Here is a 20,563-nt window from a genome sequence, read left to right as displayed (position 1 = left end):
TTCGAAATGGTTTTCGAAGCAGGGGTTACAGTCGGCCACATGACCACCCGACCGACCATCCACGACGTCGCCGCTGCCGCCGGCGTCTCGGTGGCGACGGTGTCCAAAGCCGTGAACGGCCGGTACGGCATCGCCCCCTCCACCGCCACCCGCGTGCTCGAGGTCGTGCGCGAGCTCGGCTACGAGTCGAGCCTCGTCGCGAGCAGCATGCGCTCCCGGCGCACGGGCGTGATCGGCGTGCTCGTCGCGGGGTTCGAGCCGTTCAGCGCCGAGATCCTGAAGGGCGTGGGGTCGGTGCTGGCGGAGTCGCGGTTCGACCTGCTCGCCTACTCCGGCTCCCACGAGGGCGAGCAGGAGGGCTGGGAGCGGCGCTCGCTCAGCCGGCTCAGCGGCACGCTCATCGACGGGGCGATCATGGTGACGCCGAGCGTGGTGAGCGCCCCCTCCGACATCCCGCTCGTCGCCGTGGACCCGCACACCGGCCGCGCCGACCTGCCGACCGTCGAGTCCGACAACTTCGGCGGCGCCCTGCTCGCCACCCGCCACCTCGTCGCCCTCGGTCACCGCCGCATCGGCTTCGTCGCGGGCCGCGGCGACCTGCGCTCGGCGAGGCTGCGCGAGGCCGGCTACCGGGCGGCGCTGGCGGAGGCCGGCATCGCCTTCGACGAGCGCCTGCTGCGGGTGGGCAACTACCACCGCGACACCGCCCGGCGGCCCGCCTCCTCGCTCCTGTCGCTGCCCGACCGCCCGACCGCGGTCTTCGCCGCCAACGACGTCTCGGCGCTGGCGATCATCGAGACCGCCGCGCACCTGGGCCTCGCCGTGCCCCACGACCTGTCGGTGATCGGCTTCGACGACGTGCCCGAGGCCGCTCGCTTCGATCCGCCGCTGACCACCGTCCGCCAGCCGATGCAGACGCTCGGAGCGACCGCCGCCGAGATGCTGATCGCGCTGATGGCCGGGCGCGAGCCGCGCTCGCTGCACGTGCAGCTGCCGACGCAGCTCGTCCGCCGCGCGACGACAGGACCGCCGGCATGAGCGGCGACGGGACCGCCGGCAGGGGCGACGAGCTGGAGGACGACGGCCCGACCGCGGTGCACGCCGCCCTCTTCGACGCGCTGGAGCTGGTGGACCTGCCCGCGCTCGAGGCGCTGCTCGACGAGCGCTTCGTGATCGAGCACCCGACCGGCCTGGTGCAGTCGCGGGAGGAGTGGCTCGCCGACATCGACGAGGCGCGCAAGGAGTACCACGAGATCGACCACGTCGAGAGCGCCCTCTCGGGCGGCGCCGCGCACCCGGTGCTCACCTCCCGCACCATCACCGAGGCGACCATCGGCCGCCTGCACGCGACCTGGCGGCTCCAGCTGACGAGCCGCCTCGTCCGCCGCGACGAGGGGTGGGTGATCACGCGGACCGTGGTGACGAGCTGGTGAGGCGGGCGGACCGGCGCGTCCGTGGCCGGCTGCAGGCGCGGCGGGCAGGATCGACACCGTGCTCCTCCAGGTCGTGACCCGCTCCGCCCGCCCGGCCGCCGAGATGTTCGACCGGGCGCGCGACATCGACCTGCACACCGCCTCGCAGGCCGGCGCTCGCGAGCGCGCGGTGTCCGGGACGACCACCGGGCTGATCGGCCTGGGCGAGCACGTGACCTGGAGCGCCCGGCACTTCGGCGTCCCGCTCCGACTGACCAGCACCGTCACCGCGCTCGACGCCCCGCACTCCTTCGTCGACGAGCAGACCCGCGGGCCCTTCGCGACCTTCCGGCACGAGCACCGCTTCGAGCCCCACGGCTCCGGCTCCGGCTCCGGCTCCGGCTCCGTGATGATCGACCGGCTCGAGTACTCCGCCCCGCTCGGCGTCCTCGGGCGGATCGCGGAGCGGCTGGTGCTCGACCGGCACCTGCGGCGGCTGCTGGAGGAGCGCGGCGCGTTCCTCGCCGGAGGCGACCGGTGAGGCTCCTGATCCGGACCCTGCTGACGCTCGTCGCCGTCGCCGGTGTCCTCTCGCTCGCGACGACCTCGGTGTTGCTCGCCCTGTCCTCCCTCGACACCGGTCGGGACCCCGGCGAGCTGCTCCTCCCGCTGGCCCGAGCGCTTCTGGCGACCGCCGTGACGGCGGCCGTCGGCGGGCTCCCCTACTCCGCGGGACGGGGTCGCGCGCCCTGGCCGGTCCTCTGGTCGGCCTCCACGGTCTGCATCCTCGCGATCGCCTGGATCGTGGTCTCGATCGCGGCGTGGACCGACGCGGGCGACGGGACGGACGCCGTCGTCGCGCTGCTGACCGTGGTGCCCGCCGCCTGCTGCTCGATCGCCGCGATGCCGGTGACCGAGCTCGTCCTCCGGGTGGGAACGCGCAGGATCGGCGCCCGTTAGCGGATCCGTCCCCGCCGCTTGACGTTGACGTTGCGTCAACCCGTACCGTCGCTTCCATCGCCGCCGGAGTCACCGGCGACGCGGAGACGGAGGGCGCTGTGGAGCAGGAGTGGACCGTGCACGAGGTGGCGCGGCTGGCCGGTACGACCAGCCGGACGCTGCGGCACTACGGGGCCGAGGGGCTGCTGCCGCCGAGCCGGGTGGGCGCGAACGGCTACCGCTACTACGACGCCGCCGCGCTCGTGACGCTGCAGCGGATCCTGCTGCTGCGCGACCTCGGTCTCGGGCTGCCCGAGATCGGGCGGATCCTGCGGCGCGACGCGGAGCCGGTGGCCGCTCTCGAGCGGCACCTCGACGTGCTCCAGGAGGAGCGCCGACGGCTCGACCGCCGCATCCGGGCGGTCGCCGGGACGATCACCACGATGAGAGAAGGGAACGGGCCGATGGCCGAGGAGATGTTCGACGGGTTCGACCACGCGGAGCACCGCGAGGAGGTGGAGCGCCGCTGGGGTACTCCGGCGTACGCCGACGGCGACCGCTGGTGGCGCTCGATGAGCGCGGAGGAGCGCGAGCAGTGGCAGCGGCGGCAGGCGGACCTCGCCGACGCGTGGACCGCCGCGGCGGCGAGCGGGGCGGATCCGACCGGGGAGGAGGCGCTCGTGCTGGCCGAGCGGCACCGCGCCTGGCTCGCCGAGGTGCCGGGCACGCCCCGCGACGCGACCGGCGGCCCGAGCGACGAGTACCTGCTCGGGCTCGGCGAGATGTACGTCGACGACGAGCGGTTCTCGGCGCACTACGGCGGAGTCGCCGGCGCCCGGTTCGTCCGCGATGCGCTGCGGGCACTGGTCGGGCGGCGGGGATGACGGAGGTTCCGTCTGCCGGGCCGGGACCCCGCTCCGGAACGGCATGATCGCCTGATGGGACGCATCCGATTCAGCAGTCCGGGCTGGGACGAGGACACCGACCGGGGACCTGCGCCCGACCCCGACCGTGCCCGGTACTCCCGGGACGACGGGGCGAGGTTCACCGCGATCACGCTCACCTGCCTGGCGGTCCTCCCCGCGATCGTCCTCACGGCCGCGTTCCTCCTCGTGCGGCTCCCTCCGCTCGACCGCGACGACCAGCCCGACTGGACGGCGCCGGGCGCGGAGGTCCTGGCTCCGTGGCTGCTGCTGTTCCTGCTCCCGCCGCTGGTCACGGGGCTGCTCGCCCGTCTGGTCGGCGGGCGGGACTCCTCCCACGGGTCCGGTCGCTCCGCCGCGGTCTGCCTCGTGGTGATGGCGCCGTTCCTCGGGCTCTCGGCCCTGTCGCTCCTCGGCTAGGCGCTGCCGCCCGGGAGCATCAGCATCGCGAATCCGGCGGTCGCAGCGGCCAGGACGACGCTGATCGGAACGGACCAGCGGGGCCGGTAGGCGCCGATGACGAGGGCGGCGAAGGCGAGGACCGCGCCGACCCCGACGACGGCGAACCACTGGAGGAAGGGCCACGCCGGCCCGGCGAGGCAGTCGATCGGCGGATCCTGGACCTCGAGGAATGTGCTGCGGTAGGTGCTCGCGCAGCCGGCGAGGAGCAGTCCGCTGACGGCGGCGCCGAGCCCGGCGAGCACACCGGCGACCACCCCTCCGATCGTTCCGACGAGGGCGAGGAGCGTCGCGACCGCGTCCGCGGCGGCCGCGCGATCGGGGCCGCCGGACCGTACGCCGCTCACGCCTGCAGGACCACCGCGCCGTAGTGCGTGCCGGCGCCCGTGCCCACCAGCAGCACCGACTCCCCCGGCTGCACGCGCGAGCGGTGCAGGGCCAGCGGGATCGCGCTGCCGATCGTGTTGCCGACCTCGCCGAGCGTGATCGTCATCCGGTCGCGACCCCAGAGGCGGGCCATGCCCTCGAGCCCGGCCGCGCTGGTCTGGTGCGGGACCACCCGGTCGATGCCGGGGAGCCCGCTCGAGAGGCCGGGCCGCACCTCCTCGAGGAACGCCGGGAAGTGCCGCAGCGCGTCGACGAGCAGCGCCTTGCCCTGCATGTCGAAGCGGAAGTCGGCGAGCCGGTCGGGCGCCTCCTCGATGCGGATCCGCGAGCCGAAGCCGCGCAGCTCCGCGTGGCGCACACCGCTCGGGCGGGTGCGGAAGTGCGTGGTGACCAGGCCCTGGCTCGGAGTCTCGGCGCGTCCGATCACGACGGCGGCGGCCGCGTCGCCGAAGAGCAGGGCGCTCTCGGGCTGGCCCGGGTCGATGCCGCGGCTGCCGCAGTCGGTCGAGACGATGAGCACGGTGTCGGCGCGACCCGTGGCGAGGAGGAACCCCGCCTCCTGCAGCGCGAAGAGGAACGACAGGCAGGTGGCGCCGACGCTGTACGCCGAGACGTCGTCGAGGCCGAGGCCCGCGGCGAGCAGCGCGCCTCCGTCCGGGATCGCCTGCAGCTGGGTCCCCGAGGCGTTGAGCACCACGTCGACCGTGTCGAGCCCGGCCGCCGCGAGCGCCCCGCGGGCGGCGAGCAGGCCGAGCTCCAGCGGGTCCTCGTCGTCGGTGACCCAGTGGCGGGTGCGCACGCCGGAGCGGCGCTCGGCCTCGTCGGCGGGCAGGCCGCAGAGCGCGGCGACCTCGGCGGTCGTGACGATCCGCTCGGGCAGCGCTTCGCCCGTGCCGAGGATGCGGAGCGGGAGGAGGTCGGGCACGCGGGCCCCTTCCTGCCCCGGGACGTGCGGAGCGAATCCCTGTATAGCGCGCCTCTGCACTTCTGCGTGCCGTGTCGGCGCGGTTTGACGTCACGGGCCCCCGCCGACACCATGGTCCCGGAGCGGGGGACGGATGGACGCGCGCGGTTTCTGGGTGGTCGTGCCCTTCCTCGACGAGGAGAAGCTGCTCGGCGGCACCCTCGACGCGCTCGCCCGCCAGACCGATCCGGACTTCACCCTCCTGCTCGTCGACAACGGCAGCACCGACGGCTCGCGCGCCGTGATCGAGGAGTTCCGCCGCCGGTGCCCGGAACGGCAGGTCGCCGTGATCGACGAGGCGCAGAAGGGCACGGGGGCCGCCTCCGACACCGGCTTCCGCCACGCGATCGCCGAGGGCGCGACGGCCGTCGCCCGCACCGACGCCGACTGCCTGCCGAGCGCCGACTGGGTGGCGCGCCTCAAGGCCGACCTCCGCGGCGGCGCCCGTTTCGTCGGCGGCCGCCTGTCCCCGCGGCGGGACGAAGCCGTCTACCGCTGGTACGACGGCGTACTCGGCACCGCGCTGATCCGCCTGATGGAGCACGCGCCGGGCGTCTTCTACCGCCGCCCCGGCCAGCGGTACCGGATGTTCATGGCCGCCGGCTGCAACCTCGCGATCGACGCCGCGCTGTACCTCCAGGTCGACGGCTTCCCGCGCTCGAGCATCGACGACACCGACGAGGACCTGGAGCTGCACCTCAAGGTCTGCCAGGTGATCGGGCGGAGCGAGGTGCTGCTCGACAAGCACGCGGTCGTGCTGATGTCGATCCGGAAGGGCAAGGCGCTCGGGTACCTGGGGATCCTGCTCTGGTACTGGGGCCGCAAGCGCGGGCTGGAGGTCGTCGATGTCCGATGAGCGCCGGCGCCGCGTGCTGATCACCGGGGCGACGGGCTTCCTCGGCGGCTACGCGGTGCGCGAGTTCCTGGCCGCGGGCGACGACGTGCTCGCCACCGGTCGCGCCCCCGAGGCGCTGGTGCGGCTGGAGGAGGAGGGCGCCACGGTCCTCCGCGCCGACCTCGCCGAGCTGGGCGCGACGACCGTCGAGGCCGACGTGCTCGTGCACGCCGCGGCGCTCTCGAGCCCGTGGGGCACGTGGAGCGAGTTCGAGCGCGCGAACGTCGCGGGGACCGAGGCGATGATCGCGCTGGCCGAGCGCTGCGGGATCCGCCGCTTCGTCTTCGTCTCGTCGCCGAGCATCTACTCCGCGCGGCGCCACCAGTACCTGGTGCGGGAGGAGGAGGTCGACACCGGCAGCCGGATGAGCCTCTACATCCGCAGCAAGATCGAGGCCGAGCGGCTGCTGCAGGAGGCGCACCGCGCCGGCCGGATCCCCGAGCTCGTGATCCTGCGCCCCCGCGGCCTGATCGGCGTCGGCGACCCCAGCCTCCTCCCCCGCTTCGTCGCCGCGAGCCGCCGCCGCGGCATCCCCCTCTTCGACGGCGGCCGGAACCCCGTCGACATCACCTGCGTCGAGAACGCCGCGCACGCGCTGGTGCTCGCCGCCGACGCTCCCGTGGCCGACGGCGGCGTCTACAACATCACCAACGGCGAGCCCGCTCCGCTCGGCGACCTCCTCGAGCGCTTCTTCGCCGCGATGGGCGAGGAGCCGCGCTTCATCCGCGTGGACCTGCGCGTGCTGACCGCGCTCGCCGAGATCCTGGAGCGGGTCTACCGGCTGCTGCCCAGCCGCGAGCCGCCGTTCACCCGCTACACCGTGGCGACCCTCGCCTACGCCCAGACCCTCGACATCTCGCGGGCGCGGACCGAGCTCGGCTACGAGCCGACCGTGCCGCTGGCCGAGGGCATCCGCCGGGTCGGCGAGCACTTGAGGAGGTCGCGTGGCTGAGTCGTCGCTGCAGGTGATGGCGTGCGGGAGCACCGTCTTCCCGCTGTCCCGGGTGTTCCGCGGGAGGGGGCTCCCCCGCCGCGTCTTCCCCTCGAACGTCTTCCTCTACACGCACGCGAGCGGCCGGCGGGTGCTCGTGGACACGGGCTACCCGCCGACGTTCCGCGGAACGGGCCTCGTCGGACGGCTGTACGAGCGCATCCTGCCCGCGACGGTGCCGGACGACGAGACCGTCGACCAGCGGCTGCTCGCCCTCGGCCTGACCCCGGCCGACGTGCAGTTCGTGGTGCTCACGCACCTGCACCCGGACCACGTGGGCGGCGTGCGCTGGTTCCCGGACGCGACGTTCGTGCTGTCGTCGGGCCAGGTCGCCTCCGTGCGGCGGAACCGGGTGCGCGAGGGGATCTTCCGCGCGCTGCTGCCGCCGTGGTTCGAGGCCGGGATCGTGGCGGACGAGCAGCCCGCGACGACGATCAAGGGGCTGACCGGATTCGACCTGTTCGGCGACGGGTCGCTGCTCGTGGTGCCGCTGCCGGGGCACGCACGCGGTCACCTGGGGGCGCTCGTCGAGGGGCGCGTGCTCGTGGCCGGAGACGCGGCGTGGGGGCGGGAGTTCCTCGGCTGGTCCGGGCGCCTGCGCCGGCTGCCGCGGTTCATCAGCGACGACGCGCGGGCGCACGAGCGGACATCCGAGATGCTGGAGCGGGTGGAGGCGGCGGGGGTGCGGCTGCGCTTCTCGCACGACGCGTATCCGGAGGGGGATGTCGAGCTGGGTGGGGCGGCGGCGAGTGGCGGACAGGACCTCATCGACCTCGACGGTGAGAGCTCCCGTCTCCGCTAGACGGGAGGCGACTCAGGTTCACGGGGTCCTCGGCGGATCAGCCGTTCGAACGTCCCGCGAGAGGCTCCGTCACCGGGCATGTCATCGGGCATGTCTTTCGGGACGCTGCGGACCGCGAGATCTCGAGTTCCGATGCTCGACCAGCCTCTAGCGGTCGTCAGCGGGGCAGGTGCTCATAGGGGACGCGGCGGCTCAGCCAGGCGAGCAGCCCGGCGGCGAGCGCCGCGATCGCCGCCGGGATGAGCAGCAGCCAGAGGGCCGATGTCACGGCGACGAGGACGAGCGCCGCCGCGGCGACGCCGGCGCCGATCGCGAAGTTCCAGCGCACATCCGTCGCCACTCCGCCCTCAGGACGCGCCCACAGCACGACGAGGGCCGTCGCGATCGGCCCGAGCAGCAGCCCCAGCACGAACCAGCGCCAGCGCGAGCGGCCCTTCTGCTCGGCCAGACCGGCGGTGACGATCGCGAGTCCGAACCAGATCCAACCGGAGTCCTCGGTGAGTGTCATGCGTGGAGCCTAGGGCGCGGGCAATATCACCCCGGCGAGGTCGCCGATCGGGCACGTGGGCCCGTCGCCCGCGTCTCCCGCCCAGCGGTCCCCGGCACGGCCGCTGACCTCCTCCGCTACCCAGGCACCACCACGAAGGAGACCCCGACGACGACGCCCAGCACGAGAGCCACTGAGCCGAACCCGATCAGGAGGGCGAACGTCAGCGGACGGGTCTCCCGGAAGCTCATCGTTCCGGGGATCAGCTCGTTGATCTCGGCGGGGCTCAGCGTCTTCTCCGGGGCGGGCGGCGCCTCGATCTCCCGCCGACGAGCGGCTCCGGTCAGGCGCGCCCACACGCTCCGGCCACCGGTGTGCAGGCCACGCGCCGCCGGCAGGAGCGGCGTCTCCACGGCAGCGACGACTGCCCGCAGATCCTCGATCTCCCAGTCCGCCCCGCGGAGCCGCAGCGACCGGGTCCCGTCCGACAGGAACAGGATCAGCGACGGGGGGAGATCGATCCCCTCACTGTTGGGGCTGGCGGGCACCCACGCGAGCAGCGCCTTCACCGACGGGTCGGCGCGCTCGAAGGTCACGACCCTGCCTCGAGCGTCCGTGCACTCGATCGCCCGGTCCGAGATCCGGAGCGACGCGGTGGCGAGGAACCGCCGGTTGCGAAGCGTCAGCACTCCGACGACCACCAGAGCCACCGCGGTGGCGAAGCCGAACAGCCCGAGGTAGACGGCCAGCGCGGCACCGCGGTCGTCGGCGACCGCGACTCCCCAGACGCTCCCCGCCAGCAGGACCAGCGCGGGAAGGACGGCGACGGGCCTCAGCCGTCGCGACTCGTTCTTCTGCCGGGCCCTCGAGGGCCGGAACTCGCGAACCGGCTCCGAGCGGTCCGCCCGTCGCCGCTCCATCAGACGGACGCGACGGACGGAGAGCCGGTGCGGACGCGGTTCCGAAGAGGGTCGTCGAGGATGCGGCGCATGGCGTCAGGGTAGCGGTGGCGTTTGGTCGTGCCGCGCGGGTCGTCACCTGACGACAGGTCGGCCCCTCCCGAGGTGCTGCCGCCGAGCACGATCATCCGAGCGAGGGCTCGTCCGGGTCGACAGACTGGGCTGGTGTCCTCACCGATGACGATCCGCGCCGTGCCGACCTCGGCCCAGCGTGAGGAGATGCACCTCAGGCTCCATCTCGCAGAGAGCAGGCGAGTGCTGCCTCTCGCGGCCGTCCCCGGCGATCGGCCTCCTCAGGACCTTCCGTACCGGGCAGCGCACTCGACGCACGCGCGACGCCGGGCGCGGCGGCAGGCCGCCGGGGGCCGAGCGCCCTGACGCGACTCCCGCGCCGCCGGCGACACGACGCCCCCACTCGACGCCCCACGTACCCACTCAGACAGGACCTGCCATGACCTCCTCCCTCTCCCACCCGGCGAGCCGCTGGGCTCTCGACCACATGCCCCTCACCGCGCAGGCCGTCCGGGAGCTCGCTCCGGTGCTCTCCGGGAAGAAGCTGGCGATCTGCCTCCACGTCGAGCCCAAGACCGCCGCCCTCGTCTCGCTCCTCGTCGAGGCCGGGATGGACATCGCTCTGACGGGCTCGCCCGGAACCACGAAGGACGACGTCGCCGACGACCTCCGCGCCCTCGGCGTGCACGTGCACACGAAGCAGAGCGACGGCGAGGCGGAGCACCTCCGCAACATCGAGAAGGTGCTCGAGCACGATCCCGATCTCACCCTCGACAACGGCGCCGACCTGACTCTCCGGCTCATCAACTCGGGCGTCCCGGACCACTACCTCGGCGGCACCGAGGAGACCACCACCGGCGGCATCCGCCTGCGGGAGAACAGCGCGACCCTCCCGCGACCGGTCGTCGTCATCAACGACTCGCCCCTCAAGCTGATCGTCGAGAACGAGTACGGGGTCGGCCAGAGCGTCGTCCAGGGCTTCATGAACGCCACGAACCTCATGATCCCCGGCACGCGCGCCGCGGTCATCGGCTACGGCCCGTGCGGACGCGGAGTCGCCGACACCCTCGCGCAGCTCGGAGCGCGGGTCTCCGTCGCCGACGTCGACCCGATCCGCTCGCTGCAGGCGATCCTCCGCGGCCACCGTGTCGGACCCGTCGCCGACGTCCTCTCGGACGCGCAGTTCGTCTTCACCGCCACCGGCGCACCCGGCGTCATCGGCGCCGCGGAGATCGACGCGTTTGCCGACGGCGCCGTGATCGCGGGCGTCGGCCACTTCCCGTGGGAGATCGACGAGGACGCCCTCGCGGCCGCCACGGAGTCGACCACCGAGTTCGCCGACGGACAGCGCCGGCAGGGCATCCGCCTGAAGAACGGCAAGCAGATCGTCCGCCTCGAGAACGGCCGGATGATCAACCTCACCGCCGCCGGTGGGAATCCGATCCAGGCGATGGACCTCGGCCTGACCCTCCAGGCACGGAGCCTCGCCGCTGTCGTCACCGCGGACCTCGACGCCGCCGTGCAGCCCGTCCCGGCCGACGTCGAGCACCGCATCGCGACCGACCTCGTCGCCCTCCTCAGCCGCTGAGGGGCGAGCGGCGGACCTCGCGGCGATCCGCGGGGCGGCGGCACCTCAGAAGACGGCGATCGGATTGACCGGAACGCCGGTGAGCCCGAGCAGGCGCGGTGGAGCCACGCTGAGCAGGAACGACCAGCGGGACAGCTCGGCGCAGACCACGGCGAGCTGCTCCACGTCCGCGCTGTCGATGAGGGGCATGCCCAGCCGTGCGAGCGCGACCATGTGCATCGGCATCGGCATCTCGGGATCGTGAGGGGGGAAGCTGTCGCCGACGTCCCCCGCGTAGAGCGCCACGCCCCGGTCATGCATCCAGGTCACGGCGTCGACGGTCATGCCGGGGGCCTGCTCCTCCGAGTCCCAGGAGAAGCCCCACCCGCTGCGGACGACGAGCGCGTCGCCGGACTGCAGGGGGACGCCTCCCCGGCGCTCGGCCGCGTCGAGGTCGGCGGCGACGATCGCGTGCGCCGCCGGCAGCCTCCCCTGCGGCGCGAGGTCGAGGAGGACTCCGCGCGTGACGATGCCCTCGGCGAACGAGGAGGTGGATCCGTGCATCACTCCGCCGGCGGTGACGGCTTCGGCGAGAGGCCGGCCCGGGTAGACGACTCCGTCATCGACGGGCAGGTGCGCGAACGCGTCCAGGTGGGTCATCGCCGGGTGGTGCGGAGTCACGATCAGCACCTCGGACATGCCCATCGGAGGGGTTCCGGTGTAGAGGAGCGCCTGCTGCACCGGGGGCGACGGCGGAGCGGCGGGCGCGAAGGGGCCGCCCAGCATCGACGCGGGAGCCACGGGGAGGGCGAGCGAGACCCAGCGGCCGGTCCTCACCTCCTCCGCGGCACGTCGCCGTGCGGCGTCGTCGATGAGGGTGAGCGTGCCGAGCTCGTCCTCCGCGCCCCATCGGCCTCGGTCGTCGGGGAGCTGCGTGCCGGTCATGGGATGTCCTGTCGGATCGATGTGGTCCGGGGTGTGGTGCACACTCCAGGGAGGGGACTGCAGAAGCAGGTCCCTGCAGGCTACCTCGTGAAGCAGGTTCCTGTTTCTTCGAATCACCCAGGAGGGATGTCGGCGTGGACGACGACGAAGGACTCGAGGCCGTCCTCGGCTGGAACGCGGTCAAGGTCGCGCGGATCATCGGCGCGCGCATCACCGCCGGGCTCGCGGAGCACGACGTGAGCCTGGTGCAGTTCGGCGTCCTCTCCTGCCTCACCGGCGGAGCGCAGCTGACCTCGGCCGAGATCGCCCGCGCGGTCTTCGTCCGCCCGCAGACGATGTCCGAGGTCCTCGACGGCATGGAGCGGCGAGGGCTGATCGAGCGTGTCGGAGTCCGCGGGAAGGGCCGACGCACACCCATCCGTACGACCGCCGACGGGGAGCGCGTCCTCACCGCGGCGCGCGCGGTCGCGCTCGCGACCAACGACCTCAGCGACGTCGGCCTGAGCGCCCCCGCCGCCCAGCAGCTGAACGACCTCCTGCTCACCGTCATCCGGAACGCCGAGGAGCCTACGGGAGCCGGGTTCGGGTCCTGACGAGGTCGAAGCCGGGCTTCGGAGCATCGCCGATGCAGGACCTCGTCCAGACGGTGCTCACAACGAAGGATGGATCTGCTCCAGGACCCCGCGATCCGCGCGGAACGGGCGCCGGAGCCTCATCCTTCCTCCGTCGCGAACAGGATCAGCCGATCCGCAGCAACGCCGACACCGCTGCCACCACCGTCCGCTGAGGAGGGTCGGGCGGGCGACGAGACCCTCCCGCCCGTCCTCGGGCATCACGCCGGGCGCAGCCAGTCCGTGATCGCGCCGACGACTTGGTCGAGGTGGGACTCGAGCAGGAAGTGCCCGCCGTCGACGAGCTCGATGCGCGCGTGGGGCGCGTCGCGGAGGAACGCCTGGGCGCCGGCGGGGGCGAAGATCTCGTCGTTCCGGCCCCAGACGGCGAGGACGGGGACTCCGGACTCGCGGATCCACGCCTGCACCGCGGGGTAGAGCTCGCGGTTGGTGGCGTAGTCGCGGAAGAGCGCCAGCTGCACGTCGTCCTGGCCGGGGCGGGCGAGGAGAGCGAGGTCGTGCTCCCAGGCGTCCGGATCGACGGTGGTGGAGTCGGGGACACCGTGGGTGTACTGCCATTCGACGGCCTCCCGGCCGAGAGCCGGCCGGAGGGCGTCGCGCGTCTCGTCGGTCCGCTCGGCGGCGTCGGCCCAGATCGGGTCCCAGAAGCCGGGCACGAAGCCCTCCTCGTAGGCGTTGCCGTTCTGCGAGATCACGGCGACGACCGCGGACGGATCGGCGAGGGCGAGGCGCCAGCCGACGGGGGCGCCGTAGTCCTGGACGTAGATCGCGTACCGGGTCACCCCGATGGTCTCGAGGAAGCGGCCGGTCACCGCGGTCAGGGCGGCGAACGTGTAGTCGAAGTCCTCGACGGAGGGCGCGGACGAGCGTCCGAAGCCGATGTGGTCGGGGGCGATGACGCGGTAGTGCCCCGCGAGGGCGGGGAGGAGGTGGCGGAACATGTGCGAGCTGCTCGGGTATCCGTGCAGCAGCAGGAGGACGGGCGCGTCGACGGGCCCGGCCTCCCGCCAGAAGACGTCGAGTCCGTCGACGGACACGGTGCGGTGATGGACGACGACCATGGCTAACCCCTTACAATAGATTTACTGGTTAGCCGGACGCTAGCATGGATCGAACGGGCCGCACGGCGGGAGAACGGGGAGCGATGGATCGGGACGAGGAGCTGCTCCTGGCGGTGCTGAACAGCGCGCCGGTGGTGGACGGACGGCCGACGGACGACCTCGGCGACGCGTCCGGTCGCGAGCTCGCCCGGCGGTGGGGCGGAGTCGGCACCGAGGACGAGCTCGAGCGGCTGCGCCGCGCCCGCGACGCGCTCCAGGCCGTCGTGCGCTCGGACGCGCCCGCGGCCGTCACGGAGCTCGCGGACCTGGTCGCGCGCGCCGTTCGCACCCCGCGCATCACCGGTGAGGGCGTCGTGTGGGAGCTGAGCGCTCCCGAGCCGGATCGCCTCGCGGTGCAGTCGGTCCTCGCCTGGTCCGCTGTGAACGCCCGGTTCCCCGGGCGGCTCCGCGCCTGTGCGAACGACGAGTGCAACCTCTTCCTCCTCGACCGCAGCCGCCCCGGCACCGCCAAGTGGTGCTCGATGGCGACGTGCGGCAACCGGATGAAGGCCCGCGCGCACGCGAGCCGGTCGCGGGACTGAGCGCGGCCGGGAGGCGGACGCCGTCGAGCTAGCGGGGTCGCACGTCGTAGGTGACCCGGAGGAGCCCGTCCCCCTCGCTGCTGTGATGGCCTCGGAGGGTGAGGAGCACGTCGCCGGTGAGGTCGCCGAAGAGGCGGTGACCCTGTCCGATCAGCACGGGAGCGATCGAGACGGTCAGCTCGTCGACGAGGCCCGCCCTCAGGAACGCCTGGATGGTGCGGCCTCCGTCGATGTAGACGCGCTCTGCCGCTCCGGCGTCGAGCAGCAGCGCCGCCTCCTCGACGGAGTGAGCCACCTCCACTCTGCCGTCCGCCTCGATCGTGGTGCTCAGCACGACGACCCGCTTCCCCTCGAACGGCCAGGCGTCGAAGCCGAGGACCGTCTCGTAGGTGGAGCGCCCCATGACGAGGGTGTCGATCGTCGGGAAGAACGTCTCCCAGATGAGCGCGGGGTGGGCCGTCGCCTCCGCGGTGTGAGGTCGCGGGGCGGGATCGGTGAGCCAGTCGAGGTCTCCGCCCGGTCGCGCGATGAAGCCGTCGAGACTCGTGCCGATGAACACGCATCCCGTCCACGATCGGTTCTCTGCCATGTCCAGCCTTTCCGAAGAGCGTCGTGTGCGAGGGCAATGATCGCAGGGGAGGCGTCGCGACCGGACGGTCATCGGGGTCCCGGCGCGGCATCGGCGGTCGGCCGCCCGAGACGCTCGGCCGCGCGCGGATCCGCTGAGTACGCTCGGGCCATGCAGCGCACGGTGGGCGGAGTCGTCATCGAGGTCGTCCACTCGAGGACCGGTGACGCGACCCGGACTCCCGACGGCCCGATCCAGCTGTGGAGGATCACCCTCTCCGGAGCAGGCATCGATCACACCGCGACGGTCGCCGTCGCCGGCACGTCGACGGAGCCGGACGACGACGTGCTCGCCACCGTCCTCGACGTGGCCGTCGTGGAGTACGTCTCCGTATCCGAGGATTCGAGCACGACTCCGGCGTTCCGCGAGTGGAAGCGGGACCACGCGTCCGAACTGCATCAGCTCGTGGCGGCGCTTCGAGCGGGCAGCTGACTCCTGCCGGGCGAGCAGCGGATGCTAGGCGCCGCGCAGCCGGGCCGTCGATGCGGACGCCTGCGCTCGAGCCCGTTGCAGGGCCTCCTCGCGTCCGGCCGCGTCGAGGCGGGCGGGACCGTAGGTGACCACCGGGGGCAGGACGTCGTACCCGACGAACTCGAGCATCCCGCGATGGATGTGGAAGAGGAACGACTGCAGGTCGCCGTAGCCGTCGGCGGCGCCGGGCGCGAACGCCGCTTCGCCACCTCCCGTCGTCAGCAGGAGCATCGCGCTCCTGCCGCGCAGGCCGCCCTCGGCGAAGACGCCGTGCTCGCCTCCGAACGTCGCGCCCATCACGAAGACGCGGTCGATCCAGCCTTTCATGATCGCCGGCATCGAGAACCACCACAGGGGGAACGAGAGCACCAGGAGATCCGCCTGCATCAGCTCGTCGAGGTCGCTCGCGACGGGCTCCCCGAGCGTCTTCTCGAGGACTGCGGTCATCTGCTGCGCCTGCGGCTTGAAGTAACCGGAGCCGGGCGCGAACTGGTCGCGGTGCAGCACCGGGTCCCGGCCCTCGGCGTACAGGTCGAGCCGGCGCACCTCCATGCCGTCGGCCCTCAGCTGCTCGAGGACCGCGTCCGCCTGCGCCGAGGAGAAGGACCGCTCCTCGGGATGGGCGTGGACGAGCAGAGCGCGGCGAGCGGGAGCGGCCTCGGAAGCATCGGTCATGCCGCCGATCATATCGACGATTCGCGATACGTCGCTAGATCGAGGCTCCGAGCCGCCTCAGGAGCCCGTCGACGTCGGCGTCGCTCCTCCGGTAGTGGGTGTACTTCCCCACGCGCGTCGAGCGGACGAGGCCCGCGCGCTCCAGGGATCCCATGTACGACGAGATGGTCGACTGCGCGAGACCGCTCTTCGCGGCGAGATGGGTGACGCAGACCCCGAACTCGGCGCGGTCGGCGATCGGCTCGAACTCGCTGAACGACGCCTCGGGAGAGCGGAGCCACTCCATGATCTGCAGTCGCGTGGGATTGCCCAGCGCCTTCAGCACCTCGACCAGTCCCGTGTCCACCGCGCCATTCTCCCCTGCTCGCCGCCCGGGCGCCTCCGCGCCGGAATCACCCTCCGCCCGGACGCACCCCGCTCACGGCAGCAGGATCACCTTGCCGTCGAGCGTCCGGGACTCGGCGAGCTCCATCGCCTCGACGATCCCCGTGAGCGGGAAGCGGGCGGCGATGTTGGCCGTCAGCGAGCCGTCGGCGAGGAGTCCGAGCACGCGGCCGAGGTCCTCCTCGAGCCGCGCACGGAAGCGCGCGGGGCGCAGCGAGTGGCCCGCCCAGAGGTCGTAGAAGACCGCGCGCCGGCCGTTGGGGGCGAGCTGGTAGGCCTGGATCCGCGCGAGCTGGCGGAGGAACGGGGGCCAGATGCTCCCGGTGCTCGCGCTGACGATCGCGTACGCGACGAGGGTGCCGCCGGGCGCGAGCAGCGACCACGCCAGCCGGGTCGTCGCTCCGCCGACGTTGTCGAACACGGCCTGCACTCCGCCGGGAGCGAGCTCGCGCACGCGGGCGGCGAGGTCGGGATCGGCGTAGTCGACGGGCTCCACTCCGGCCGCTCGGAGGGCCTCGTGGTGGCGGGGCGAGGCGGCGCCGATCACGCGGATCCCCTCGAGGCGGGCGAGGCGGTGCACGAGGCCGCCGACTCCGCCGTTCGCGCCGAACAGGAGGATCGTGTCGCCGCGGGAGACCCGGGCCGAGCAATGCAGCATCTGCCACGCCGTCACTCCGTTGACCACGACGGCCTCGGCGTCCTCCGACGCGACCGCGTCGGGGACGAGAACGCAGTCGCGGGCGGCGACACGGGCGTGCGCGGTCCAGCCGCCGGTCTTGGTGAGCGCGGCGACGCGGCGGCCCTCGAGCGACGCGTCGCCGCCGGGGCCGACCGCGAGGACCCGGCCGACGAGGTCGTAGCCGGGCGTGAAGGGGAACGGCGGCTGGGCGAAGTAGCGGCCGCGGCGCATCGACTGCTCGGCGAACGAGATGCCGGTGGCCTCGACGGCGACGAGCAGCTCGCCGGCCGCGGGAGGCTCGACCGGTGCCTGCTCGAGGAGCAGTCCGGACGGCTCGACGATCCCGGGGAGGACGACGCGGGTGGTGGTGCGGGGAAGGGTGGTGGACATGAGGGGCTCCTGGAGGTTGTAGGTGAGTGACTGGACAGTCACAACGGCGGACATGAGAAAGAGGGTGGCGAAGAGGAGGAGGAAGAGGAGGGAGAGGGAAGGACCGCGGACTCAGTCGCGGTGCCGGATGCCGTCGGAGACGATGCGGGCCCACTCGGAGTCGACGCCGCCGAGGTCGGTCTGCACGATCAGGTGGCAGAGCTGCCCGTAGGCGACGAAGCGCTGCACGGCCGGGCCGTCGGCTCCGGACACGACGGTGACCGTCCGGACGACCGACGAGATCCCCCGGCGCACCGCCTCGCGGATCTCGGGGACCTCGCACGCGCTCTGCGCCTGCGACTGCAGCATGATCAGGTCGCGGTCGGCGATCAGGTCGATGTAGGCGACGGTCATCGCCTCGAGCCGGTCGGCCGGGTCCGAGGAGGGCGAGGCCTCCCCCGCCGCCGCGAGCGTGGACGCCACCTGCTCGTAGCAGCGGTCGACCGCGGCGACGAAGACGCCGAGCTTGCCCGGGAACAGGCGGAAGACGTAGGCGGGCGAGACGCCGGCCTCGGCCGCGACCTCGGTGATCGGAGTCGCGGCGTAGCCGGTGCGCGCGAACACGTGCAGCGCCGCCGCGGTGATCCGCTCGCGCTGCGCCTCGGCGGTGGAGCGGGTGGAGGGGGTGGGCATGTGACTGATCGAACACTTACTTCGTTCGGTTGTCAAGAGCGACTGCCGGACGGATCGACGCGCGGGCCGGATCCGGAGCCCCAACGACTCCTTCAGCAGTACCGACGCAGGCCTGCCGGCCAGGAGGGGCGCGCGCCGATCCGGAGCTCGAGCGCGCCTCCTCCGCCCTGCCGAAAGTGGTTCGGCTACCGTCCGTCGCGGGCCGAGATCCTCGGTCCGCCACCCGAGGAGGGATCGCCCATGCACGATTCGACCGAGGCTGCCGTCGTCAAGAGGGTCCTGGAGGACGAGATCCTCGAGAACTACGCCTCCGTGGTGGACGTGGTCCGGACCTGGATCGAGAGCCCGAACAGCGTCTGCATCGTCTACCGGCGCCGTCTCGACGGCGACCATCTGATCGGTCAGCGCTTCCGCTTCCCACCGCACGCCGCGAACGACGATCCCGTCTCGACGGGAGTCGATGCGGCGCTGAACACGGCCGAGCCCCTCGGCGCACCCCTGGAACGCGCGCGGCTCGCGGGCGGGGTCTTCTGGTTCGCGATACCGCCGACCGACGCACTGCCCTCCATCCCCGACGGGCCGTCAGCACCGAGCCGGGACTGAGCGACGGCGGCGAGCTCGACCGGGCACCCCCCCTACCCCGCACCCCCACCCCGCCCCTAGGTTGGGGGGACCCGCATCGCCGACCGCGCACCACTGAGTTCCGATGGAGGAACGCCATGGCCACGACACCCGTGCTCCGCAGGATCGCGATCGCGCTGGTCGCGGTCGTCGCAGTGGGAGTGGCGGGTGCCGCACCGGCGTCCGCTCTCGACAGGCCCGTCTCCGGATACCTGAAGGACAGCGGGCTCACGCCCGAGAAGATCCGCGACTTCCTCGGCGGACCCCTCATCTCGCCCTCGACGCAGGTGGGCTACGACGGAGCGGTCTCGAGCGTCGATGCGAACGCGAGCCGCGTGGGCATGGAGGTGCTGAAGCGCGGCGGCAACGCAGCTGACGCCGCTGTCGCCACAGCCGCGGCCCTCGGCGTGAGCGAGCCCTACAGCGCCGGCATCGGCGGAGGCGGGTACTTCGTCTACTTCGACAAGGCCTCCGGCGAGGTCAGCACCATCGACGGACGCGAGACAGCGCCGGCCGGCATCACCTCGGACGCGTTCCTCGACCCCGCGACCGGAGCCCCGTACCCGTTCACCCCGGACCTCGTCTCCTCCGGCGTCGCGGTCGGCGTGCCCGGCACGGTGGCGACCTGGGACACCGCGGTCGACCGCTTCGGCACCCTGCCGCTCCCCGTCGTGCTGGCGCCCTCGATCGCGCTCGCGGCGAAGGGCTTCCGGGTGGACGAGACCTTCCGCAACCAGACGCTCGACAACCTCGAGCGGTTCCAGGCGTTCCCCGACACGGCCGAGCTCTTCCTCCCCGGTGGGGACGCGCCGAAGGTGGGCAGCACCTTCCGCAACCTCGACCTCGCGAAGACGCTGACCTCCATCGCCGTCCACGGGCCGGACGCGTTCTACGAGGGCGCGCTGGCCGCCGAGATCGCCGACACGGTCCAGAACCCGCGGATCGCCGAGGGGTCGGACCTCCCCGCCCCGGCCGGCACGATGACGGCCGCCGACCTCGCGGCCTACTCGGTCGCCGAGCAGGCGCCGACCCGCGTCTCCTACCGCGGACTCGACGTCTACGGGATGGCACCCTCCTCCTCCGGCGGGATCGCGGTCGGCGAGGCCCTCAACATCCTCGAGAACCACGACCTCGCGTCCGAGGACACCGGCAGCGCCCTGCACCTCTACCTCGAGGCGTCCGCCCGCGCCTTCGCCGACCGGGGCGCCTACGTCGGCGACCCGGCCTTCGTCGACGTGCCCACCGAGACGCTCCTCAGCCAGGAGTTCGCGGACTCGCGGGACTGCACGATCGACCCGGCGACCGCCTCCGTCCGCCCGGTCGCGCCCGGCGCTCTCGACGGCTCCGGATGCGCGACCGCCCCCGCCGCGGAGGAGTCGGACACCGAGAACATCTCCACCACCCACCTCTCGGTCGTCGACAAGTGGGGCAACGCCGCCTCCTACACGCTGACGATCGAGCAGACCGGCGGCTCGGCGATGACCGTCCCCGGCCGCGGCTTCCTCCTCAACAACGAGATGACCGACTTCTCCCCCACCTTCGTCGACGGGGACCCGAACCGGATCGAGCCGGGCAAGCGCCCGCGCTCGTCGATGTCGCCGACGATCGTGCTCGACGGCGGGGACGTGCGGTTCGTCGTCGGCTCGCCGGGCGGATCCACGATCATCACGACGGTCCTGCAGACCCTGGTCAACCGCATCGACCTCGGCATGACGCTCCCCGAGGCGGTGGCAGCGCCCCGCGCCTCCCAGCGCAACGGCGCGACGACCTCGGCCGAGCCCGAGTTCATCGAGGCGTACGCCGACGACCTCGCTCCCTTCGGCCAGCAGCTGGTCCCCTCGGGCGACACCTTCACCTCGGCCGCGCAGATCGGCGCGGTGGCCGCCATCGAGGTCGACCCCTCCGGCCGGATGACCGCGGTCGCCGAACCGGTGCGGCGCGGCGGCGGCGTCGGGCTGGTGGTCCGGCCCGAGAAGTGACGCCACGGAGCCTCCCCGGCCCGCTGAGAGGAACCGTCGGCCGGCCGC

The 20,563-nt window shown here is 72.9% G+C and carries 26 protein-coding genes; 15 read left to right on the top strand and 11 right to left on the bottom strand.

Features of this window, described 5'->3' with window-relative positions; all coding sequences use genetic code 11:
- The first annotated feature begins 39 nt into the window (after nucleotides 1-39).
- The 6 genes from C5D50_RS05100 (at nucleotide 40) to C5D50_RS05075 (ending at nucleotide 3,694) form a co-directional block, all read left to right on the top strand.
- Nucleotides 40-1,038, top strand: a complete 999-nt coding sequence (locus C5D50_RS05100) for a LacI family DNA-binding transcriptional regulator (protein ID WP_104224902.1) — start codon at nucleotides 40-42, stop codon at nucleotides 1,036-1,038.
- On the top strand, nucleotides 1,035-1,433 hold the full coding sequence (locus C5D50_RS05095) for a nuclear transport factor 2 family protein (protein WP_104234103.1): 399 nt from the start codon (nucleotides 1,035-1,037) through the stop codon (nucleotides 1,431-1,433). The genes C5D50_RS05100 and C5D50_RS05095 overlap by 4 nt, the downstream gene beginning before the upstream one ends.
- A gap of 58 nt (nucleotides 1,434-1,491) precedes the next feature.
- Nucleotides 1,492-1,953: an SRPBCC family protein gene (locus C5D50_RS05090; protein WP_308471091.1), complete on the top strand. Its 462-nt coding sequence runs from the start codon at nucleotides 1,492-1,494 to the stop codon at nucleotides 1,951-1,953.
- Nucleotides 1,950-2,372, top strand: coding sequence for a hypothetical protein (locus C5D50_RS05085; RefSeq protein WP_104282940.1), 423 nt, complete (start codon nucleotides 1,950-1,952; stop codon nucleotides 2,370-2,372). The genes C5D50_RS05090 and C5D50_RS05085 overlap by 4 nt, the downstream gene beginning before the upstream one ends.
- A gap of 98 nt (nucleotides 2,373-2,470) precedes the next feature.
- Nucleotides 2,471-3,235 carry a MerR family transcriptional regulator gene (locus C5D50_RS05080; RefSeq protein WP_104282939.1) on the top strand — a complete coding sequence of 255 codons (765 nt, stop codon included), beginning with the start codon at nucleotides 2,471-2,473 and terminating at the stop codon, nucleotides 3,233-3,235.
- Between the two features lie 54 nt (nucleotides 3,236-3,289).
- Nucleotides 3,290-3,694: a hypothetical protein gene (locus C5D50_RS05075; RefSeq protein ID WP_104282938.1), complete on the top strand. Its 405-nt coding sequence runs from the start codon at nucleotides 3,290-3,292 to the stop codon at nucleotides 3,692-3,694.
- On the opposite strand, the gene C5D50_RS05070 is transcribed toward C5D50_RS05075, so the two are convergent.
- Both C5D50_RS05070 and C5D50_RS05065 read right to left on the bottom strand, forming a co-directional pair.
- A complete protein-coding gene (locus C5D50_RS05070; RefSeq protein WP_104273746.1) occupies nucleotides 3,691-4,080 on the bottom strand; it encodes a hypothetical protein in 390 nt (129 codons plus the stop codon). The genes C5D50_RS05075 and C5D50_RS05070 overlap by 4 nt on opposite strands.
- Nucleotides 4,077-5,045, bottom strand: coding sequence for a 3-oxoacyl-ACP synthase III family protein (locus C5D50_RS05065; RefSeq protein WP_104282937.1), 969 nt, complete (start codon nucleotides 5,043-5,045; stop codon nucleotides 4,077-4,079). The genes C5D50_RS05070 and C5D50_RS05065 overlap by 4 nt, the downstream gene beginning before the upstream one ends.
- Nucleotides 5,046-5,178: 133 nt before the next feature.
- Here C5D50_RS05065 and C5D50_RS05060 point away from each other — a divergent pair, with 133 nt between their 5' ends.
- The 3 genes from C5D50_RS05060 to C5D50_RS05050 are packed head-to-tail and all read left to right on the top strand — an operon-like array spanning nucleotide 5,179 to nucleotide 7,772.
- Entirely contained in the window at nucleotides 5,179-5,940 is a 762-nt protein-coding gene (locus tag C5D50_RS05060; protein WP_104282936.1) for a glycosyltransferase, read from the top strand.
- Nucleotides 5,930-6,931, top strand: a complete 1,002-nt coding sequence (locus tag C5D50_RS05055) for an NAD(P)-dependent oxidoreductase (RefSeq protein WP_104282935.1) — start codon at nucleotides 5,930-5,932, stop codon at nucleotides 6,929-6,931. The genes C5D50_RS05060 and C5D50_RS05055 overlap by 11 nt, the downstream gene beginning before the upstream one ends.
- Nucleotides 6,924-7,772, top strand: a complete 849-nt coding sequence (locus C5D50_RS05050) for an MBL fold metallo-hydrolase (protein WP_104282934.1) — start codon at nucleotides 6,924-6,926, stop codon at nucleotides 7,770-7,772. The genes C5D50_RS05055 and C5D50_RS05050 overlap by 8 nt, the downstream gene beginning before the upstream one ends.
- 157 nt (nucleotides 7,773-7,929) lie before the next feature.
- Here C5D50_RS05050 and C5D50_RS05045 read toward each other — a convergent pair whose 3' ends face one another.
- Together C5D50_RS05045 and C5D50_RS05040 are read right to left on the bottom strand one after the other, a co-directional pair.
- The gene (locus tag C5D50_RS05045; RefSeq protein WP_104282933.1) at nucleotides 7,930-8,280 is read right to left on the bottom strand and encodes a hypothetical protein; all 351 of its coding nucleotides are present in this window, start codon (nucleotides 8,278-8,280) and stop codon (nucleotides 7,930-7,932) included.
- A 116-nt stretch (nucleotides 8,281-8,396) separates the two neighbouring features.
- Complete coding sequence (locus C5D50_RS05040) at nucleotides 8,397-9,179, bottom strand: hypothetical protein (RefSeq protein ID WP_104282932.1); 783 nt, start codon at nucleotides 9,177-9,179, stop codon at nucleotides 8,397-8,399.
- A 490-nt stretch (nucleotides 9,180-9,669) separates the two neighbouring features.
- Here C5D50_RS05040 and C5D50_RS05035 point away from each other — a divergent pair, with 490 nt between their 5' ends.
- Complete coding sequence (locus tag C5D50_RS05035) at nucleotides 9,670-10,818, top strand: adenosylhomocysteinase (RefSeq protein WP_104282931.1); 1,149 nt, start codon at nucleotides 9,670-9,672, stop codon at nucleotides 10,816-10,818.
- Between the two features lie 45 nt (nucleotides 10,819-10,863).
- Here C5D50_RS05035 and C5D50_RS05030 read toward each other — a convergent pair whose 3' ends face one another.
- On the bottom strand, nucleotides 10,864-11,742 hold the full coding sequence (locus tag C5D50_RS05030; RefSeq protein WP_104282930.1) for a cyclase family protein: 879 nt from the start codon (nucleotides 11,740-11,742) through the stop codon (nucleotides 10,864-10,866).
- 134 nt (nucleotides 11,743-11,876) lie between these two features.
- Between C5D50_RS05030 and C5D50_RS05025 the strand changes: the two genes are divergently transcribed.
- A complete protein-coding gene (locus C5D50_RS05025; protein WP_104282929.1) occupies nucleotides 11,877-12,335 on the top strand; it encodes a MarR family winged helix-turn-helix transcriptional regulator in 459 nt (152 codons plus the stop codon).
- Nucleotides 12,336-12,574: 239 nt separating this feature from the next.
- Here the strand turns inward: C5D50_RS05025 and C5D50_RS05020 are convergent, their stop codons facing one another.
- The gene (locus tag C5D50_RS05020; protein ID WP_104282928.1) at nucleotides 12,575-13,435 is read right to left on the bottom strand and encodes an alpha/beta fold hydrolase; all 861 of its coding nucleotides are present in this window, start codon (nucleotides 13,433-13,435) and stop codon (nucleotides 12,575-12,577) included.
- 83 nt (nucleotides 13,436-13,518) lie between these two features.
- Between C5D50_RS05020 and C5D50_RS05015 the strand changes: the two genes are divergently transcribed.
- Nucleotides 13,519-14,016: a CGNR zinc finger domain-containing protein gene (locus tag C5D50_RS05015; protein WP_104282927.1), complete on the top strand. Its 498-nt coding sequence runs from the start codon at nucleotides 13,519-13,521 to the stop codon at nucleotides 14,014-14,016.
- A 28-nt stretch (nucleotides 14,017-14,044) separates the two neighbouring features.
- Here C5D50_RS05015 and C5D50_RS05010 read toward each other — a convergent pair whose 3' ends face one another.
- Nucleotides 14,045-14,605 carry a dihydrofolate reductase family protein gene (locus C5D50_RS05010; protein ID WP_104282926.1) on the bottom strand — a complete coding sequence of 187 codons (561 nt, stop codon included), beginning with the start codon at nucleotides 14,603-14,605 and terminating at the stop codon, nucleotides 14,045-14,047.
- Between the two features lie 150 nt (nucleotides 14,606-14,755).
- On the opposite strand from C5D50_RS05010, the gene C5D50_RS05005 reads away from it, so the two are divergent.
- Entirely contained in the window at nucleotides 14,756-15,076 is a 321-nt protein-coding gene (locus C5D50_RS05005; RefSeq protein ID WP_104282925.1) for a hypothetical protein, read from the top strand.
- Between the two features lie 24 nt (nucleotides 15,077-15,100).
- On the opposite strand, the gene C5D50_RS05000 is transcribed toward C5D50_RS05005, so the two are convergent.
- The 4 genes from C5D50_RS05000 to C5D50_RS04985 all read right to left on the bottom strand — a co-directional run bounded on the left by C5D50_RS05000 (nucleotide 15,101) and on the right by C5D50_RS04985 (nucleotide 17,915).
- Nucleotides 15,101-15,790 carry an NAD(P)H-dependent oxidoreductase gene (locus tag C5D50_RS05000; protein WP_104282945.1) on the bottom strand — a complete coding sequence of 230 codons (690 nt, stop codon included), beginning with the start codon at nucleotides 15,788-15,790 and terminating at the stop codon, nucleotides 15,101-15,103.
- Nucleotides 15,791-15,824: 34 nt separating this feature from the next.
- Nucleotides 15,825-16,136, bottom strand: coding sequence for a helix-turn-helix transcriptional regulator (locus C5D50_RS04995; RefSeq protein ID WP_258069557.1), 312 nt, complete (start codon nucleotides 16,134-16,136; stop codon nucleotides 15,825-15,827).
- A gap of 72 nt (nucleotides 16,137-16,208) precedes the next feature.
- Nucleotides 16,209-17,243: a medium chain dehydrogenase/reductase family protein gene (locus tag C5D50_RS04990; RefSeq protein WP_104282924.1), complete on the bottom strand. Its 1,035-nt coding sequence runs from the start codon at nucleotides 17,241-17,243 to the stop codon at nucleotides 16,209-16,211.
- A gap of 111 nt (nucleotides 17,244-17,354) precedes the next feature.
- Complete coding sequence (locus C5D50_RS04985) at nucleotides 17,355-17,915, bottom strand: TetR/AcrR family transcriptional regulator (RefSeq protein WP_104282923.1); 561 nt, start codon at nucleotides 17,913-17,915, stop codon at nucleotides 17,355-17,357.
- A 240-nt stretch (nucleotides 17,916-18,155) separates the two neighbouring features.
- Between C5D50_RS04985 and C5D50_RS04980 the strand changes: the two genes are divergently transcribed.
- Entirely contained in the window at nucleotides 18,156-18,518 is a 363-nt protein-coding gene (locus C5D50_RS04980) for a hypothetical protein (protein WP_104282922.1), read from the top strand.
- A gap of 116 nt (nucleotides 18,519-18,634) precedes the next feature.
- On the top strand, nucleotides 18,635-20,515 hold the full coding sequence (gene ggt / locus C5D50_RS04975; RefSeq protein WP_104282919.1) for a gamma-glutamyltransferase: 1,881 nt from the start codon (nucleotides 18,635-18,637) through the stop codon (nucleotides 20,513-20,515).
- Nucleotides 20,516-20,563 lie beyond the last annotated feature (48 nt).

Origin of the sequence: Rathayibacter sp. RFBD1 (assembly GCF_002932915.1) — a bacterium.
Lineage (GTDB): Bacteria > Actinomycetota > Actinomycetes > Actinomycetales > Microbacteriaceae > Rathayibacter.
The sequence above is the reverse complement of the archived record's forward strand: the minus strand, read 5'-3'. Positions and strand labels throughout refer to the sequence as shown.

Bases quoted from the DNA above. Each gene is read 5' to 3' on its own strand.
- C5D50_RS05100 (WP_104224902.1), top strand. From the start codon at position 40: ATGACCACCCGACCGACCATCCACGACGTCGCCGCTGCCGCCGGCGTC.
- C5D50_RS05095 (WP_104234103.1), top strand. From the start codon at position 1,035: ATGAGCGGCGACGGGACCGCCGGCAGGGGCGACGAGCTGGAGGACGAC.
- C5D50_RS05075 (WP_104282938.1), top strand. From the start codon at position 3,290: ATGGGACGCATCCGATTCAGCAGTCCGGGCTGGGACGAGGACACCGAC.
- C5D50_RS05060 (WP_104282936.1), top strand. From the start codon at position 5,179: ATGGACGCGCGCGGTTTCTGGGTGGTCGTGCCCTTCCTCGACGAGGAG.
- C5D50_RS05055 (WP_104282935.1), top strand. From the start codon at position 5,930: ATGTCCGATGAGCGCCGGCGCCGCGTGCTGATCACCGGGGCGACGGGC.
- C5D50_RS05045 (WP_104282933.1), bottom strand. From the start codon at position 8,280: ATGACACTCACCGAGGACTCCGGTTGGATCTGGTTCGGACTCGCGATC.
- C5D50_RS05040 (WP_104282932.1), bottom strand. From the start codon at position 9,179: ATGGAGCGGCGACGGGCGGACCGCTCGGAGCCGGTTCGCGAGTTCCGG.
- C5D50_RS05035 (WP_104282931.1), top strand. From the start codon at position 9,670: ATGACCTCCTCCCTCTCCCACCCGGCGAGCCGCTGGGCTCTCGACCAC.
- C5D50_RS05030 (WP_104282930.1), bottom strand. From the start codon at position 11,742: ATGACCGGCACGCAGCTCCCCGACGACCGAGGCCGATGGGGCGCGGAG.
- C5D50_RS05020 (WP_104282928.1), bottom strand. From the start codon at position 13,435: ATGGTCGTCGTCCATCACCGCACCGTGTCCGTCGACGGACTCGACGTC.
- C5D50_RS05015 (WP_104282927.1), top strand. From the start codon at position 13,519: ATGGATCGGGACGAGGAGCTGCTCCTGGCGGTGCTGAACAGCGCGCCG.
- C5D50_RS05010 (WP_104282926.1), bottom strand. From the start codon at position 14,605: ATGGCAGAGAACCGATCGTGGACGGGATGCGTGTTCATCGGCACGAGT.
- C5D50_RS05005 (WP_104282925.1), top strand. From the start codon at position 14,756: ATGCAGCGCACGGTGGGCGGAGTCGTCATCGAGGTCGTCCACTCGAGG.
- C5D50_RS05000 (WP_104282945.1), bottom strand. From the start codon at position 15,790: ATGACCGATGCTTCCGAGGCCGCTCCCGCTCGCCGCGCTCTGCTCGTC.
- C5D50_RS04990 (WP_104282924.1), bottom strand. From the start codon at position 17,243: ATGTCCACCACCCTTCCCCGCACCACCACCCGCGTCGTCCTCCCCGGG.
- C5D50_RS04985 (WP_104282923.1), bottom strand. From the start codon at position 17,915: ATGCCCACCCCCTCCACCCGCTCCACCGCCGAGGCGCAGCGCGAGCGG.
- C5D50_RS04980 (WP_104282922.1), top strand. From the start codon at position 18,156: ATGCACGATTCGACCGAGGCTGCCGTCGTCAAGAGGGTCCTGGAGGAC.
- ggt (WP_104282919.1), top strand. From the start codon at position 18,635: ATGGCCACGACACCCGTGCTCCGCAGGATCGCGATCGCGCTGGTCGCG.